We start from the raw sequence: 16,272 nt of genomic DNA on the forward strand, positions 1-16,272 counted from the left end.
GTTTGTCTCGCGGTGGAGGAGTGGAATGAGTGTCGACGAGCTCGGCGCAGCGGTGGCCACGGTGCGGATCCTGGACGAAGCGGGCGATCTCGTCGACGGGGCTGACCGGCCGGATTCGGATGCGCTGTTGGCGGGGTACCGTCAGCTCGTACACGGCCGCAGGCTCAACGAGCAAGCCGGTGCGCTCGTCCGGCAGGGCAGATTGGCCGTCTACCCGTCGTCGCGGGGCCAAGAGGCATGCCAGGTCGCTTGTGTCACGGCACTGTCCGAAGGCGACTGGTTGTTCCCGACCTATCGGGACGCGGTCGCGATCGCCACGCGAGGTGTCGATCCGGTCGAGGTCCTCAGCATGCTGAAGGGCGACTGGCACTGCGGCTACGACCCGGCACAGCATCGTGTGGCTCCGCAGGCCACGCCCTTGGCTACGCAGTTGCTGCACGCCGTCGGGGTGGCTCATGCGGCGCGGCTCAAGGGTGAGGACACCGTTGTCATGGCGCTGTGCGGCGACGGGGCGACGAGCGAAGGTGACTTCCACGAGGCCTGCAACTTCGCGGCCGTGTTCGCCTCACCCGTCGTGTTCTTCGTGCAGAACAACAAGTACGCGATCTCCGTCCCGCTCGCACGCCAATCGGTAGCACCGTCCTTGGCGTCGAAGGCCGTCGGTTACGGCATGCCGGGTGTGCGGGTCGACGGCAACGACCTCGGTGCACTGTCCACAGTGCTCGGTGAAGCGGTCGAACAGGCGCGCAGGGGAGGCGGTCCGACGCTCGTCGAAGCCGATACCTACCGCGTGGAGGCGCATACCAACGCCGACGATGCGACGCGCTACCGGACCACTGACGAGGTCGACGAGTGGGCAGGGCGGGACCCGCTCACCCGCGTGTCTGCCTATCTACGCGGGGTGGGTGCGCTCGACGACGACATCGAGGCGGAGTTCGCCGCCGACGCCGACCGCATGGCCGCCCGGGTTCGGGAGGAGCTCGGCGTTGACGTCGCCCCGGACCCGGATGAGCTGTTCGCGCACGTCTACGCCACCCCGACCCAGCAGCTCGTGCAGCAGCGGGCCGCGCTGCAGGGCGAGTTCGACGTCGAGGAGGCGTGATGACCGCAAAGATGACCATGGCGCAGGCGATCAACAGTGCGTTGCGGGATGCCATGACCGCGGACGAGTCGGTGGTCGTGTTCGGCGAGGATGTCGGTCCGCTGGGTGGTGTCTTCCGCGTGACGGAGGGCCTGACGCGCGACTTCGGTGAGGACCGCTGTTTCGACACTCCGCTTGCCGAGTCGGGCATCGTGGGGATGGCCGCCGGGATGGCCATGAACGGCATGCGTCCGGTTGTCGAGATGCAGTTCGACGCCTTCGCCTACCCGGCGTTCGAACAGATCGTCAGTCACGTCGCGAAGTTCGGCAATCGGACGCGGGGCAAGCTCCGACTGCCGATGGTCATCCGGATTCCGTATGCCGGTGGGATCGGCGGTGTCGAGCACCATTGCGACTCGTCGGAGGCCTACTACGCCCATACCGCGGGCCTGACGGTCGTCGCCCCGGCCGACAACACCGATGCCTACGCGCTGCTTCGTGCCGCGATCGAGTGGCCCGACCCGGTCGTGTACCTGGAGCCGAAGCGTCACTACTTCAGCAACGAAGAGGTCGATCTCGCCGCGGCCGATTCGACGATCGGCCGCGCGGCCGTGGTGCGCAAGGGCCGGGACGCCACGCTGATCGCCTACGGCCCCTCGGTTCCTGTCGCGCTCGCCGCAGCCGAGGAGGCGGCGACCGAGGGACGTGACCTCGGTGTCGTGGACCTGCGGTCGATCGTGCCGTTCGACGACGACACCGTGTGTGAGCAGGTCAAGCACACGGGCCGAGCCGTCGTGGTGGCCGAGGCGCCGGGCTTCGCGTCGGTCGCCTCGGAGATCGCGGCGCGCGTGACGGAGCGCTGCTTCCACTACCTGGAAGCGCCGGTTCGGCGGGTCACCGGCTTCGACATTCCCTATCCCGCGCCGAAACTCGAGCATTTTCACCTGCCGGACACCGCGCGGATTCTCGATGCGGTCGACGAGCTTCAGTGGGAGGAGCAGCTGTGAGCGAAGAAGTGTTCACCTTGCCCGACCTCGGTGAGGGATTGACCGAGGCGACGCTGCTGCAGTGGCTCGTGAAGGTGGGCGACGTCGTCGCTGTCGATGCCCCGGTGGCGGAGGTCGAGACGGCGAAGGCCTCCGTCGAGGTTCCCTCACCCTTCGAAGGCCGGATCACGCAGCTGCACGGCGACGAGGGCGCGAACCTACAGGTCGGCCAGCCGCTGATCACGGTCGACGTCTCGTCCCCCGTCGGCGAAGCCGACTCGGCGGACGCGGACCGGTACGTGGAGGAAGAGCGCGCCGGGTCCGGCAATGTGCTCATCGGCTACGGCACCGGCAACGGCCCCGGACGACGTCGCCGCACCGCGAAGAAGCGTGAACCTGCGCCGCAACCGTCAGCTCCCGCTGATGCGGGCCCACGGGCGTCGACGGCCGCACCGGCCCCGCCGCGGCGACCTGTGCAATCGCCCATCGTGCGTAAGCTCGCCCGCGAGCGCGGCGTCGATCTGACCACGGTAGCCGGAACCGGTCGCGGCGGGCTGATCACCCGCCGCGACGTCGAGGCAGCGGGCCGGCCGGTCGAACCGTCGGTCTTGTCGGCAGCGTCGCACGCTGCACGCGTCGATGCGGACACCGACGGCCGGACAGGACTCCCGATCCATGCGCGAGTGCCGCTGACCGGGCTACGCAAGGCAGTCGCAGACACGCTGAGCCGGAGCCGCAGCGAGATACCGGAAGCGACCACGTGGGTGGACGTGGACGCCACGGAGCTGCTCGAACTGCGCCGGACACTCGGCCACCCGGAACCGGCGCCGGGCATCCTCGCCATGGTGGCGCGCTTCGTCGTCGCAGGCCTGACCCGATTCCCGGAACTGAACTCGCGAGTGGACACCGAGCGGCAGGAGATCACCCACTTCGACGGGATCAATCTCGGGTTGGCCGCACAGACCGACCGCGGACTGATGGTCCCGGCCGTCCGCAACGCGCACCGCCTCGGTATGCGGGGACTGGATACCGAGATCCGGCGACTCACGACAGCGGCCCGCGACGGGACGGTGCAGCCCGACGAGCTCACCACCAGCTCCTTCACGCTGAACAACTACGGCGTGCTCGGCGTGGACGGCAGCGCGGCGATCATCAACCATCCCGAGGTGGCCATCCTCGGGATGGGACGGATCATCCGCCGGCCATGGGTCGTCGGCGACGATGTCGTACCGCGCAGCATCCTGCAGCTGTCACTCGCTTTCGACCACCGCGTCTGCGACGGCGGCACCGCGGGCGGATTCCTCCGCTTCGTCGCCGACGCCATCGAATCACCGGTGTTCGCGCTGGCCGAGCTGTGAGTGCAGGCTTGGAGACTCCCGGCCGGCTCGTGAGCAGTGGACCACGCCACTACCGAGGACTGGGACGGTAGTGGTGATCGAACGCATCCATCGGTGACGAGTGAGGCGCGTCGCGCCCGATGGGACTGTGTCGATGCATCTACTCGCAAGAGGTTGCCCGTACGGTGGGTATCGTGCCTCGTTCGCACCCACCGTGACGTGATGAAGCTGCAGTCGCAGGTCGACAAGCAGTGGGTGCCGAGTACGAACGTGTCGTTCTCGTATGCCATCGACGAGTGGTTGCGCGGTAGCGGCACCGAGTCGACGACGCGGCATGCGTACGTGGGCTACATCGAGCGCCGGATCCGCCCTCGCTCGGTGAGATGTCGGTGAACAAGCTGAGCGCGCGGAACCTGGAGACGTTGCACGGGAGTTGCGTCGGTGCCGCCGCCGCTGTGACGGTCTGCCGTACATCGAGCACAAGTCCGGCGACGAGCACGACTGCAAGAAGTCCAAGTGCAAGCCCCATGAGTGTCGGCCGATGGCTCAGGCGTCGGTGAGGCAGATTCACGCGATCATCAGTGGTGTGCTGAATGCGGCGGTGCGGTGGGAGTGGATCGACTCGAGCCCCGCCAAGATCGCACAACGACGACTACGTCGGAGTGACGACACCGCCCCGCTTCGCCGTAGCCAGGATCTGCGACATGGTCAGGTTGCGGACCCGTTCGACCCAGGGGGAGGTCGTGATGAAATCTTGCAACGCTTGTGTGTCGGGAAAGGCGGCAAGGACGAAGATCTGTTCGTTTCCCATGGTGATCGCCACGTATCGGGTGTGAGGGGAATGGGCTATCTCGTCGGCCACGTCGTCGATGTAGTTGGGGGGCACGGTCAGCCGCAGCACGGCCTCCACGGGATACCCGAACAGCGCCGGGTCGACAACTGCGCGGATCGTCAGCGCTCCGGTGCGTGTCAGTGCCTCGATTCTCCGGCGGACTGTTGTGTCGGACAGGCCGGTGAGTCGGGCGAGTTCTTCGACGGTGGTGCGCCCGTCGTCGGCGAGGGTGCGCAGGATCAGCTCGTCCGCCCGGTCTGGTAACTGCGTTCCGCGGTGGGGCGTTGCGCCGTCCCAAGGGCGCTCCCGCCGGAGCGCTGCGACTTCGGCATCGGTGAGTTCGCCCGGCCGCCACTCGGCGATGCTGTGTACGTGCCGTAGCACGGGTTGGCTGGTGGTGCGGCTGATGCCACGGATACCCGGCAGGTCATCGAGCACGAGCCGGGCGAGTTCACCCGGTCGGCCATTGACCACCGCGACGCAGTCAGGGTCGCCGGTGACGAGGTGAACGATGACGGTATCCGGTCGTTGCGCGAGCGCGTGCGCGGTGGTCCGCGCCCGCCCGGGCTCACACTGGACCCCGACGAGCGTGATGGTCGCGGCGGCGGGGCGGCCCGCTACAACGACCATGCGTGCGTCGAGAAGTTGAGTGCCGCGCCGCAGCACAGTCCGTTCCGATTCGCCGAGTGCGTGCGCGATCGTGGTCCAGGGAGCGCGACCATCGATCTGGAGTGCGCAAGCGATCCGGCGATCCAGGGTGTCGAAATTCGCCTTCGCAGATCCTGTTCGTTCGGACATCCGCCAAGTATACGGCGCTCACCACGCGTTGCCTGGTCGGCTCTTGCTGTCGAGGGCACCGGTGGACACCGTAGTGGCGTCCGTCGTGCGAGACCGTGCCGGCGACGTCCAGGCCCTCACCGTGGAGGAGCAACGATGGCCGAGAAGTCAGATGCATCGCGTCCGAGCGACGTCGAATTCTCTCGTCCGGATCGTCCGGGAATGCGGTTACGCTTCTCTCGCGTCGGCCCGGGCCTCGTGCTGGCAGCCGCGAGCGTCGGTGCTGCCGACATGGTCACCTCGATCAACGGAGCCGCCCAGTTCGGTATGGGTCTGCTGTGGGCCGCTGCACTGGGCGTTCTGATCAAGTTCGTTCTTACGGAAGGAGTGGGCCGCCACTACCTTGCCACTGGGCGGACGTTCCTGGCCGACATTGGAGAGCGTTCCCGAGTCGGTGCCGGCCTGTTGCTCGTCGTCTTCTTGGTGATCGGGTTGCTGTACGGTGCAGGCTTGTCGTCGGTCGCGGCCTTGGCGCTGACGACCTTGATACCGACCCTGCCGCTCGTGCCGGTCGCGGCCACCGCCTCGGTGGCCGCGGCAGCGATCGTGCTTCTCGGCCGTTACGACACCTTCGAGTCGATCATGAAGTATTTCATGATCCTCAAATTCGGCTTGATGGTAACTCTCGCGGCGATCGCCTTGGCCAGCATCGACGACTGGGCCGGCTTCGCCGGTTCGCTTGTGCCGCAACTGCCCGCCGGCTCACTCGTCGACGTCGTTGCCTTGATCGGCGGGGTCGGTGGCACCGCTGGCGTTATCGCGTACGGCTATTGGGTCCGGGAGAAGGGTTGGCGCGATCCGTCTTGGTTGCCGGTCATCCGTTTCGATTCGGGCCTGAGTTACGTGATGATCTTCGTGTTCGTGGTTGCCACCACGATCGTCGGCACGGTTCTGGTTTACGGTACCGGGGCTTCTGTCCGTGGTACCGAAGGCTTGAGTGCGTTGTCTGAGCCCATGGGTCTGCAGCTTGGCGCCGTGGCCCGGGTGGTTTTCCTTCTCACCTTCACTGTTGTCGCTTTCAGTGCCCTGGTCGGTGGATTCAACGGACTTGCCCACATGCTCAGTGACTCCGCGAGGACAGTGCGTGGCCGCCGCGGTGTGAGTGTGTCTGATGTGGAGGGCAGCGGAGTGTTCCGGCTGTTCGTCCTGGGCATGTTGGTCAGCTCGCTCGTGATGGTGTTCGCCGGCCGCCCGGTCACGCTGTTGTTGGCCTATGCGGCGGTCGGTTCGCTGATCATGCCAATTGTGGCGGCGTTCCTGCTGTTCCGGATGAACAGACGCGATATCGATGGCCCGCTGCGCAACGGCGCTGTGACCAACTTGATTCAGGGAGTCGCCCTCGCGCTGTTCGCGCTGCTAGCCGTTGTCGAGATCATGGAGATTGTCGGATGAGTGAGGATCCTTACTACTGGACGGCCACACGGCAGGCTGAGGCGGTTCGGCGGCGGGAAGTGTCCGCGACCGAACTCGTGACTCTGCATCTCGACCGCATCGAACAGGTCAACGCCGAGGTCAATGCGGTCGTTTCGGTGGATGCCGAGGCGGCCCTCGACGCGGCCCGAAAAGCGGACGATATTGTCATGTCCGGCCGGCCGCTCGGAGCACTCCACGGCCTACCGATCGCTCACAAGGACACGCTCGAGCTGGCGGGGTGGCGGACGACGCACGGTTCAACACTGCTCGCCTCCAACGTTCCGGAGCGTACTCAGATCGTGGTTGAGCGGACCCGGGCTGCGGGCGCGATCAGTGTGGGCCGAACGAACGTACCCGAGTTCGGTGCCGGCTCGCACACCGTCAATGCGGTCTACGGTGCCACCCGCAATCCCTACGATCTCGACCGTAGTGCAGGGGGCAGCAGCGGAGGTGCCGCCGCTGCCTTGGCGTCGGGGATGATCCCGATCGCGGATGGCAGCGACACAGGGGGCTCACTGCGTAACCCGGCGTCGTTCAACAACGTGGTCGGACTCCGTCCGAGCGCGGGCCGGGTGCCAACATGGCCGGATTCAATGGCGTGGGGCCAGATATCGGTCAAGGGGCCGCTTGCCCGCACCGTGGAAGACCTGCGGCTGTTGCTCGGTGTGATGGCCGGTCCCGACCCGCGTAGTCCGCTCGGTATCCACACCGACAACCCACGATTCGAGTACGAATCGGCCGTGCGTGGCTTACGGATCGCGTGGGCGCCGTCGATCGGCGGCATCCCGGTCGATCGCGATGTGGTCGATGCGCTCACGGCCACAGTGTCGGAGCTTCCCGACCGGTTGGGTTGTCATGTAGAGCTCGACGAGCCCGACTTGACCGGGGCTGACGATGTCTTCCTCACGTTGCGAGCCTGGCATATGACGGCAAGTCTCGGCGGTCTGGTCGAACGGCACGCCGATCAGATCGGCGACAGTGTCCGGTGGAATGTCGAAATCGGACGCTCGCTGTCCGGTGCGGATATCGCACGGGCCGAGGCTGGCAGAACCGAGCTGTTCCACCGGATGAGGGAGTTCTTCGAAAGGTACGATCTGCTCGTTGCACCTACCAGCCAGATCGCTCCCTTTCCGGTGGAACTCGACTATCCCCGCGCGGTCGGCGGGGTCGAGATGGACACCTACTTGGACTGGATGAAGTCGGCATACCTGATCTCGCCGACTGGCAGTCCTGCGTTGTCCGTACCAGGGGGTTTCACGGAGGCGGGGTTACCCGTCGGACTCCAAGTCATCGGCCCTTACCGCCGGGAGGAACGATTGTTCCCGCTCGCGGCGGCCATCGAGGAGCAGTTCAATTTCGGCGCACGTCGCCCCGCGTTCTGTCGCGGCAGCCTGTCCTAGCGCACGGTGCCGCGACAGCGTAGGCAAGCCCGCGAGATTGCTGGCTGGCTCCTACTCGGTAATCGCGGCGACGACTTCGATCTCGACACGAAGATTCGCGACGAGTTCGCAGAATACGACGCTGCGGGCCGGTAACGGCCGGTCGAAGCGGCGGGCGTAGCACTCGTTGAACTCGCTGTAAAGCTCACGGGAGGTCAGAAAACAGGTCGTCTTGACGACCGTTTCCAGTGATGCCCCGGCTGCCGACAGCACTGCGGCCAGGTTGTTGATGACCTGGTCAACCTCGGCGGAGAACTCGTCCGGTCTCGTCATGTCGAACGGGTTCAGGCCGACCACACCCGCGGTGTAGACGGTGCTTCGGTGGACGACTGCTTGGGAGAACAGGTGAGGCATCTGCGGTGCGTCGACGGTGTCGATGGGGTGGCCACGCTTGCTCATGGGCAGAGTCTCCTTCTCCGTGTGGCGAGTGTATTGGTTGGTGCAGGGCGGCGGGGATCAGCGCAGGGGGTTGAGCGCCGCGAGCTCGCTCGGCGGGTTGCCGGTGGCGATCTGCCGAGCAAGAAGTTTCGCTGTGGCAGGCCCCTGGGTCATTCCCCACATGCCGTGCCCGCCGTGCACGAAGACGCGCTCCGAGTGTGAGGCACCGACGAGCGGTAGGCCGTCGGCCGTGCACGGGCGGGAACCACACCACTCTTCGGTCCGCAGTGTCCAGTCCACGGTGCTGAGCATGGGGTCGGCCGCTGCTGCGATGGTGGTGAACCGGTCCGGGTTCTGGGGGTGATTCGGGCGGGCGAACTCCATGATCCCCGACACGCGTGTCGCGCCGTCCGCCAGTGGCGTGCAGACCACCCGTTGAGTGGGCAGGTAGGTCGGGCGGGTCGGCATGTTGGCTTCGGGGGGCATCCGGAAGCTGTATCCGCGCCCGGCCTGCACGGGCTGCCTGACACCGAATTGCCGAGCGAGCGGTGACAGCCAGGCACCACATGCCAGCACGGCGATGTCGGCCTGGGTGACGGCGCCGTCGGCGCTGCGCGCCGCCACGCCGCGGCCTGACACGTTCAAGGCGACGACATCTTGCCCAGCGAGGATCCGGCCGCCTTCGTCGAGAACGGTCTTGCGTAGCAAGCGGAGGAACATCGGCGGATCGATCGAACGCTGATCGTGGAGGAGCATCCCGCAGCTGACCTCCGCCGACAAAGTCGGCTCAAGCGAGCGAGTCTCGCTTGCGGTGAGAACATCGGACCGAACTGGCATGCCGCTGGCCACCACATGCCGCAACTCGGTGAGCTTGGCCTTCAAGTCCGCCGAGTCACGAAACCCGACGAGGATCGGATCCCGGTGAACGACCGCCGCCGCCGTACCGGTGGCGTCCAGCTCCTCGTGAGCCTGCAGAGCGATCCGGTTGATGGGCGAGATCGCCCGGAGAGCATGGTCCCAACGGCGGTGTGAGCACCGGGGCAAGAATCGTGTGGCAAAACGAAGCAGGTTCGTGTCGGGAATGCCCGAGACCTGCACCGGCGATGCCGGTGAGAGGACCTTCAGTCCGGCCCGGAGTGCTGCGGGTTCGGGTAGCGGAACGGCGAAGCCAGGAGTCAGGTACCCGGCGTTTCCCCACGAGGCCGCGTCATCGGTGTCGCGGTCGACCACGGTCACGCCGATTCCTTCGCGAAGGAGATAGTGGGCGATTGACAATCCGGCGATGCCGCCTCCAACCACCAAGGCAGTGCGCCGCTTTACTCCTGCACCAGCCATCAGGCCACCTCCATGCCACGAGTGGTCAGGGTTCGACGACCGTTAGTCCCGACCGGATGCGCTCAACCTGCTCCAGATCGTTGTCCTGATCAATGGTCAGGACCGAAGCCGACGGTCCTCGCCGCTAATACGGCTGGATCCGACGCACGGCGGGCGCCCTGTGGCCTCGACCGACGCACCTGGCCTCGACGGAATCATCGCCCATCGGAGTGATTGCGACGCCGACATCTCGGTCCGAGTGTCGGGCCGGATTCGGCCATGCAGCGTTGTCGCTGCCGTCGTTCTCGACCGCCGCGCGGGCCGCCTCGAGCGCTGGTCGCCACCGGTCGAGGTCGGCCTCGCCAGCTTGATCAGCGCCTCCAGCTGGGCGCCCCGGGGTGGCTTCGGGCTCGGGTTCTTGGCGGAGTGCGGTGCGGATGGTGCCCCAGCGGGCGGTGCGCCTATCGCTGGGTCGTCTGCGCCGACGTGTGCCTGAGCAGTATCTGAATCTCGTCGAGGTCGACCCCGTCCTGAACAAGGCATCGGGCGCTGGAACACGTGTGCTGTCCGGCCGAGCGAGCCAGGCTTGGCTTGGCGGCGGTGGTGATCTGGGCGGCGTGCTTGCCTCGCGAGTGTCCCTCACTCCCGAGGGGGGATGGGGCGGTTGTTGAGGTCGATGGACAGGAAGATCTCGTTGGCGACTGGTGTGTGGAGCTCTTCTGCGAGTTGGCCGATGAGTCCGGCAGTTCTGGCCAGCAGTGCGAAGCCACGCAGGAGCTCTAGCGGGAGGGTCAGGTCGGCCAGTGCGGCGCCGCAGACACCCGCGCCGTTGAGGGGCAGTGTCTTGCCGAGGACCTGTGGGTGTGTGCGGCCGATGGCTTCGAACAGCGCCAGGTGGGGACCGAACTGGTTTTCCTCGCGGGCTATTTCGAACAGGCGAGGGGTGCGGGGGTCGCCGTTCTTGTGTACGTGGTGTCCCAGGCCGGGAATGATGCGGTGGGCTGCCCGTTCGGCTTGCACGGTTTGAAGGGCGAGTTCGTCCCAGCCGGCTTCGTCGCGGGGTTGTTGGTCCGCTGCAGCCAGTACGTCGTGGAGGAACCGACCGGTGTCCTCGGTGACACCGAGGAAGCGTGAGCCGCCGCCGAGTAGTCCTGCGGCGAGTGCACCTTGGATCGAGTCGGGGGCTGACAGGTGGGTCAGGCGGGTCACGATCGCGGTGGGTGTGAAGCCGTGATCGGCCAGGGCGGCGAGTACCGCTTCGAACACGCGAACTTCGCTGGGTTGGGGTTTGCGTTGGGTCGCCAGCCAGAATGCCAGCTCACCAAAGGAGGTGTTGCCCATGACGTCCTGGGCCAGGTCCTGGCCCAGCAAGGTGATCTTTTCCAGTGATGATGCGCCTAATGCGGTCGGGTATTCAGGCATCGGTCTCCTCCAGCCATGTGCGGATCTCTGCGCTGTGTTCGTCCAGTTCCGGCGGTGGCAAGCGGTAGGATGCCGGTGTTTCGGAAAACCGGATGGGATGCCGCGTGGTCGGAACGGCGCGATCCCCGTCGCCGACTTCGACAATGGGGTCGAGTTCGAACCGCTCGGCCATCGCGAAGCCACCATCGATGGTGTTGATCGGCCCGCTGGGGATGCCGGCCTCGGTCAGCAGCTCGAACCATTCCAGTGCGCCGCGTTCGCTGAGTTTCGCGGTGAGGATCGGGCGTAGTTCTTCACGGTTGGCGGTGCGGTCGGCGTTGCGGGCGAACCGGGGGTGGTCGGCGACGTCGGGGATTCCGAGCACATCGCACAGCTTGCGGAATTGAGCGTCGTTGCCGGCGGCGACGATGAGCTCGTTGTCCGCGGTGGGCAGCGGCTCGTACGGAAAGACGCTCGGATGCGCGTTTCCCATCCGGTAGGGCACCGTGTCGCCTGCTACGTAGGCGGAGCTGTGGTTGACCAAGCCCGTCAGCGCCGAGGACAACAGGTTGACTTCGACGTGCTGGCCAGCGTTGGTCGCATCGCGGTGGCGCAGTGCTGCCAGGATGCCGATGGCCGCGTGGTTGCCGGCCATCACATCGAACACCGAGATCCCGGCCCGATACGGTGAGCCGTCGGGCTCGCCGGTCAAGCTCATCAGACCGGACATCGCTTGGACCATCAGGTCATAACCAGGCACGTGCTTGCCCGCGCCCGAGCCGAAACCGGTGATCGACGTGTAGATGATGCCCGGATTGGACTCGCGCACGGTGTCGAAGTCCAGGCAATATTTACTGAGGCCGTCCGGCTTGAAATTCTCGATGAGCACATCCGCGCGCTCGGCCAACCTCCGCGCGACTTGCGCGTCGGCTTCGTCGCTCAGGTCCAGTGCGATCGACCGCTTACCTCGGTTGATGCCGAGATAGTAGGTGGACACCCCGTCGCGAACCGGAGGCGTCCAGCTGCGCGTGTCATCACCGCGTGGCCCTTCGACCTTCACGACGTCGGCACCCATATCGGCGAGCAACATCGTCGCGTACGGGCCTGCCAAGATCCGCGAGAAATCCGCGACCAGGAGGCCCTCGAGCGGACCAGTCATCAGTTCATCCTTCATGCGTCGTTGTCGTGGGTGTGCTCAGCGTGTCGCCGCGTCGCAGGTGGGCTCGAGGACGAAGTCGTAGGTGGCGTGCAGGTGGGGTGTGTCGATCTGGCTGCCGTCCGGTGCTGTACCGGGCTGCTTGGTTTCGAACCGGACGATCAGCGCGTCCTTCACGCCGAACACCACGTCGGACTCGAGGTAGTCGGTTCCTTCCTGGAACAAGTGGGTGATGAGCTTGCGGTAGCCGGGCTGGTCGATGAGGAAATGTATGTGCGCGGGCCTGAACGGGCTGATCTCGGTTTTGCCGATCAGGTCCCCCACGGGGCCGTCGAGGGGGATGGAGTAGCCCAGCGGGGCGATGGTGCGGACGCAGTAGGTGCCGTCTTCTCGTGTGCGGTACTTCGAACGAAGCCGTGCCTCGTCGATTTCGGACAGTTGGGCTTCGTAGTAGCCATCGGAGTCGGCCTGCCAGATGTCCAGCAGTGCGTTCGGCACGGGATTGCCGTCGAGGTCGGTGACGCGGCCGGTGATGAACAGGGGAGTCCCGGGAAGTCCGTCGGACATGTCCTCGCCGTAGGACAGTGCGGGCGATCCGTCGATGTGGAACGGGCCGAGCACGGTGGCGGGCGTCGCGGAGGCTGAGAACTGGTTGTTCAGTTGCACGACGAGCGTGCTGAGACCGACGACGTCCGAGGCGAGGATGAACTCGTGCCGTTTCTCGTCGCTGATCCGTCCAGTCGCCGCGAGCCAGTCCATTGCCGCCTGCCATTCCTCCTCGGTGAGGTTCACCTCGCGGGCGAAGGCGTGGACATGGCGGACCAGTGCCGTCATCACCTCGGCGAGGCGGGGTGATTTGGCTGTGGCCCAGCGTGTGGTGGCCAGTTCGGTGAGATTGTCTTCATTGACGAAGGCCATGTTGGTGCTCCTCGGTCGTGGCGGGCCGTGCAGGGCAATGCCTGCTCAGCTGTGGTTGAGGACGTCGAGGGAGTCGGCGACCTGCAACCCGTAGGTATGTCCAAATCGGATGGTGTCGTGGTAGTCGAGCAACTCTGCGGAATCGGGATGCACGAGGTGGGTCAGGGCGGCGGCTGGGTGCAGTCCGGTCGTGCGCACCAGCTTGAGTGCGACACCCGCGATCGACGGTGCCGGTGATTGGCCGCAGGAACAGCAGGAGGCCGGAACTGCGGTCGTCATGACGTGGCCGGGGCGTTGGAGGTCGTCCGGCGCGGTCTCAGGTCGGCCGAGCAGCCGAATGGTGCGCGCTCGGTCAGTGGCCGAGATACCAGTGCTGATGCCCTCCGCCGCGTCGACGGTGACCCGTGCATCGCCCAACGAGGAGCGATGTCCGGCCCCGATCATGCGTGGCAGTCCCAGAAGATCGCAGTCCTGTTCCGGAAGTGCCACGGCGAGTAGGCCCGAACCGTGCCGCACCGCGAAGGCGATCACGTCCGGTGACGCTGTGGCTGCGGCGATGACGAGAGTGGCCGCGCGCTCGGTACGGTCGTACAGCACGACGGGCGTTCCGCCGGCGAGGTCGGCGACCACCGGCAGGTCCTTGACCATCGACGCCTCCGCGGGAGCCACGGCAGTCATCGCGGGCTCCCCGCCGGGATCGTGTCTCCGGAATGGGAGGCGTGTTCGGGATCGAGCCGTGTCATCCCGCCCTGGAAGTACACGAGCGGATACCGCGAACGATCGCCCTCACGAAGGGATGTCACCTCAGCGGTCACCAGGTCGTGATCGCCGATGCGGACGACCGAGTCCTTGATCGCCTCGATGGTGATCACCGCGCCCCTGATCAACGGCGTTCCGAAGTCCGAGACATCCCAGTCGAGTGCCGAGAACCTGCTTTCCGCCGGCCCGCGGAAGGCCTCGGCCACCAAGCCATCGTCCTGATGCAGGATGCTGAAGCTCCAGCGATCGGCGGCCGTGATCTCTGTGAGCGTCTTGGAACGCTGATCACCGAAGAACCCCACGAGGAGGGGGTCCATGGAGATGGCTGTGAACGTGCCGACGACCATGCCGACCGGCTGGTCGCCGTTCATGGTGCCCACGACGGTCACCGTGGTGGGAACGTTGCGCATCGCCCGCCGGAATTCGCTGGGGTGCACTGTATCCGGCGCGGTGCGGGAAGGTGTGTTCATGAATCCTCCTGAGCTCGCCGCCTATGACAAGTCCTGTCGTTTCAACGAGGCGGAGCGCTCCACAAGGGCTCGACTTGGAAGTGCTGGAACGACCACTGCCCGTTCGCTTCGGTGAGGAGCGCGGAGTAGTCGCCCATGCTGAGAAGCTCGGGCTGCGGTTCGTAGCGCCACCGGGTGTATCGGCACGTCGCCGAGCAACTGATCGCCCCGGCGGTATCCACTGCCTCCCACACCCTGACGTTGCTCACCAGGTGGCGTACGCGGGGAGCGTTCGCGAACAAGTCACCGAACAGGCTCGCCACGAACTCCGCACCTGTTCCGGCGCGGCCTGCGAAATCGACCTGAGCCTCGGACAGCAACTCGGTCAGGGTCTCGATGTCCAGTTCGTCGGCGGCAGCGGCGTAGGCGTACAGGAGTTGCTCCGCCGCCGCCCGGGTCTCCGCGCGGGCTGTTGTTTTGCTGATCGGGTTCATGTCGGCCTATTCTTTCCGCGTGACTTTGAGTCCTTGGCCAGGAACGGATCGTCCTTTCGTCAAATCAGCGCCGTGATCTGGTCCTGCTGGCCGAGCAGCTCGCGTCCGTAGATCTCGGCGGCGATCGAGGGGTTGACGACGGCGTGGCGACTGCCGGTTTCCTGGTCTCGCCAAATGCGCTGCAGCGGGTTCTTCTCGCCGAACGTGCTCGCCCCCGCGGTGCTCACCAACAGGTCGATCGCCTCGCGGCAGCGGCGGGCGATGTATCCGGTGTCCATCCGAACCCGGGTGCGCGTGATGCGGTCCATGTGCTCCAGCGAGGAGGCCCACTCGTCGACGTCGGATGCCGCGCGCATCGCGTGGAGGTGTGCGGTGTCGATCAGCTGCGTGGCCTCGGCGAGGTTCAGCTGCGTCGTGGGCGCCGCGGCCGAGTCCTCGTAGAAGGTGTAGGAGATCGGTTTGTGCTTGGCGAGGCTCTCGGAGACGACATCGAGCGCTGCGCGTGCCATCCCGATCTGCGGGCCGACGAGGATGAGCGCCAGGACGGGGACGAAAGCGGAGTGGTAGAGCGCCTCTTCCTTGTGCTCGGTGCCGTACTCACCGCCGAGGGCCTTTCCGACCGACAGGATGCGGTGGTCGGGCACGAACACCTCCTCGGCGATCAGGGTGTTACTCGCGGTGCCCCGGAGACCGGCTACGAACCAGGTGTCCTTGAGCGTCAGGTCGCTCATCGGGATCAAGGCCAGGCCTTGGTCGATCTGTTGTCCTGAGGCATCGACGACGGGAATCCCGAGCAGGGCCCAGGAGGAATGCGCGGAGCCCGAGGCGAACCCCCACGATCCCGAGACGATCTGGCCGCCGTCGACGGCGCGGGTCTCCGCGGTGGGGGCGACCACGCCGCACGCGCGGGCCTCGGGGTCGGCGCCCCACACCTCCCGCTGGGCCTGCTCCGGGTACAGCCCGATCAACCAGCTGCACACGTTCATCAGTGCACTGACCCAAGCGGTCGAGCCGTCGCCCCGACCAATCTCTTCGCTGATCTTCATGAAGGTGGTGAAGTCGGTCTCGAGCCCACCCCAGCGGCGCGGTTGCATGATCCGGAAGATCCCCGCCTCACGCAGGGCCTCGATGTTCTCGTCCGGCACCCGTCGGTCGGTCTCAGCCCGAGCGGCGTTGGCACGTAGCAGCGGCTGGAGCTCGGCGACTCGACGCACCAATTCTTGGGTGGTCGGTTCGTCGACGCTCGCCGAGGACGCGGCTTCAGCAGAGGTCGTCATCAGGCTTCTCCTCTTCGAGTAGCTGTGACCGGTCGTGAGGGCCGCGGTGCAGTGACCGGTGAGCTGCACAACGGGTTGCGACGTAGTACAGGGCTCCGAGCCGTCCGGGGGCTTGTCCCGGGGGATCAGATTTCGGCTCGCGTGTTGTGCTGCTGTTCTTGTTCGCTAGTTGACTTGAACGCGGATACAAGCGGTCGCGTG

Annotated in this window: 16 protein-coding genes; 6 read left to right on the plus strand and 10 right to left on the minus strand. The window is 66.1% G+C overall.

The features are described from left to right. The first annotated feature begins 25 nt into the window (after positions 1 to 25). From pdhA to FB384_RS17100, 4 genes are all read left to right on the plus strand, one after another. Entirely contained in the window at positions 26 to 1,102 is a 1,077-nt protein-coding gene (pdhA, locus tag FB384_RS17085; protein WP_183784279.1) for a pyruvate dehydrogenase (acetyl-transferring) E1 component subunit alpha, read from the plus strand. Further along, positions 1,102 to 2,088 carry an alpha-ketoacid dehydrogenase subunit beta gene (locus tag FB384_RS17090; protein WP_183784281.1) on the plus strand — a complete coding sequence of 329 codons (987 nt, stop codon included), beginning with the start codon at positions 1,102 to 1,104 and terminating at the stop codon, positions 2,086 to 2,088. The genes pdhA and FB384_RS17090 overlap by 1 nt, the downstream gene beginning before the upstream one ends. Continuing rightward, complete coding sequence (locus FB384_RS17095) at positions 2,085 to 3,425, plus strand: dihydrolipoamide acetyltransferase family protein (RefSeq protein ID WP_183784283.1); 1,341 nt, start codon at positions 2,085 to 2,087, stop codon at positions 3,423 to 3,425. Before FB384_RS17090 ends, FB384_RS17095 begins: the two co-directional genes overlap by 4 nt. Before the next feature lie 201 nt (positions 3,426 to 3,626). Next, positions 3,627 to 3,797, plus strand: a complete 171-nt coding sequence (locus tag FB384_RS17100; RefSeq protein WP_183784285.1) for a hypothetical protein — start codon at positions 3,627 to 3,629, stop codon at positions 3,795 to 3,797. Between the two features lie 259 nt (positions 3,798 to 4,056). On the opposite strand, the gene FB384_RS17105 is transcribed toward FB384_RS17100, so the two are convergent. After that, complete coding sequence (locus tag FB384_RS17105) at positions 4,057 to 5,034, minus strand: Lrp/AsnC family transcriptional regulator (protein WP_183784287.1); 978 nt, start codon at positions 5,032 to 5,034, stop codon at positions 4,057 to 4,059. A 135-nt stretch (positions 5,035 to 5,169) separates the two neighbouring features. Here FB384_RS17105 and FB384_RS17110 point away from each other — a divergent pair, with 135 nt between their 5' ends. Together FB384_RS17110 and FB384_RS17115 are read left to right on the plus strand one after the other, a co-directional pair. Further along, positions 5,170 to 6,465: an Nramp family divalent metal transporter gene (locus tag FB384_RS17110; RefSeq protein WP_183784289.1), complete on the plus strand. Its 1,296-nt coding sequence runs from the start codon at positions 5,170 to 5,172 to the stop codon at positions 6,463 to 6,465. After that, a complete protein-coding gene (locus FB384_RS17115; protein ID WP_183784291.1) occupies positions 6,462 to 7,886 on the plus strand; it encodes an amidase in 1,425 nt (474 codons plus the stop codon). The genes FB384_RS17110 and FB384_RS17115 overlap by 4 nt, the downstream gene beginning before the upstream one ends. A 51-nt stretch (positions 7,887 to 7,937) precedes the next feature. Here the strand turns inward: FB384_RS17115 and FB384_RS17120 are convergent, their stop codons facing one another. The 9 genes from FB384_RS17120 to FB384_RS17160 form a co-directional block, all read right to left on the minus strand. Further along, on the minus strand, positions 7,938 to 8,324 hold the full coding sequence (locus FB384_RS17120; protein WP_183784293.1) for a RidA family protein: 387 nt from the start codon (positions 8,322 to 8,324) through the stop codon (positions 7,938 to 7,940). Positions 8,325 to 8,381: 57 nt separating this feature from the next. After that, the gene (locus FB384_RS17125; protein WP_183784294.1) at positions 8,382 to 9,638 is read right to left on the minus strand and encodes an NAD(P)/FAD-dependent oxidoreductase; all 1,257 of its coding nucleotides are present in this window, start codon (positions 9,636 to 9,638) and stop codon (positions 8,382 to 8,384) included. Positions 9,639 to 10,256: 618 nt separating this feature from the next. Next, a complete protein-coding gene (locus tag FB384_RS17130; protein ID WP_183784296.1) occupies positions 10,257 to 11,039 on the minus strand; it encodes a citryl-CoA lyase in 783 nt (260 codons plus the stop codon). Further along, positions 11,032 to 12,177 carry a CaiB/BaiF CoA transferase family protein gene (locus tag FB384_RS17135; RefSeq protein ID WP_221212765.1) on the minus strand — a complete coding sequence of 382 codons (1,146 nt, stop codon included), beginning with the start codon at positions 12,175 to 12,177 and terminating at the stop codon, positions 11,032 to 11,034. Before FB384_RS17135 ends, FB384_RS17130 begins: the two co-directional genes overlap by 8 nt. A gap of 36 nt (positions 12,178 to 12,213) precedes the next feature. Beyond that, positions 12,214 to 13,092 carry a dioxygenase family protein gene (locus tag FB384_RS17140; protein ID WP_183784300.1) on the minus strand — a complete coding sequence of 293 codons (879 nt, stop codon included), beginning with the start codon at positions 13,090 to 13,092 and terminating at the stop codon, positions 12,214 to 12,216. A gap of 45 nt (positions 13,093 to 13,137) precedes the next feature. Next, a complete protein-coding gene (locus tag FB384_RS17145) occupies positions 13,138 to 13,770 on the minus strand; it encodes a 3,4-dihydroxy-2-butanone-4-phosphate synthase (protein WP_183784302.1) in 633 nt (210 codons plus the stop codon). Beyond that, positions 13,767 to 14,321 carry a flavin reductase family protein gene (locus FB384_RS17150; protein ID WP_183784304.1) on the minus strand — a complete coding sequence of 185 codons (555 nt, stop codon included), beginning with the start codon at positions 14,319 to 14,321 and terminating at the stop codon, positions 13,767 to 13,769. The genes FB384_RS17145 and FB384_RS17150 overlap by 4 nt, the downstream gene beginning before the upstream one ends. 41 nt (positions 14,322 to 14,362) lie before the next feature. Further along, a complete protein-coding gene (locus tag FB384_RS17155; RefSeq protein WP_183784306.1) occupies positions 14,363 to 14,794 on the minus strand; it encodes a nuclear transport factor 2 family protein in 432 nt (143 codons plus the stop codon). A gap of 59 nt (positions 14,795 to 14,853) precedes the next feature. After that, entirely contained in the window at positions 14,854 to 16,071 is a 1,218-nt protein-coding gene (locus FB384_RS17160; RefSeq protein WP_183784308.1) for an acyl-CoA dehydrogenase family protein, read from the minus strand. Positions 16,072 to 16,272 lie beyond the last annotated feature (201 nt).

It is taken from the genome of Prauserella sediminis (assembly GCF_014195435.1).
Taxonomy (GTDB): domain Bacteria; phylum Actinomycetota; class Actinomycetes; order Mycobacteriales; family Pseudonocardiaceae; genus Prauserella; species Prauserella salsuginis.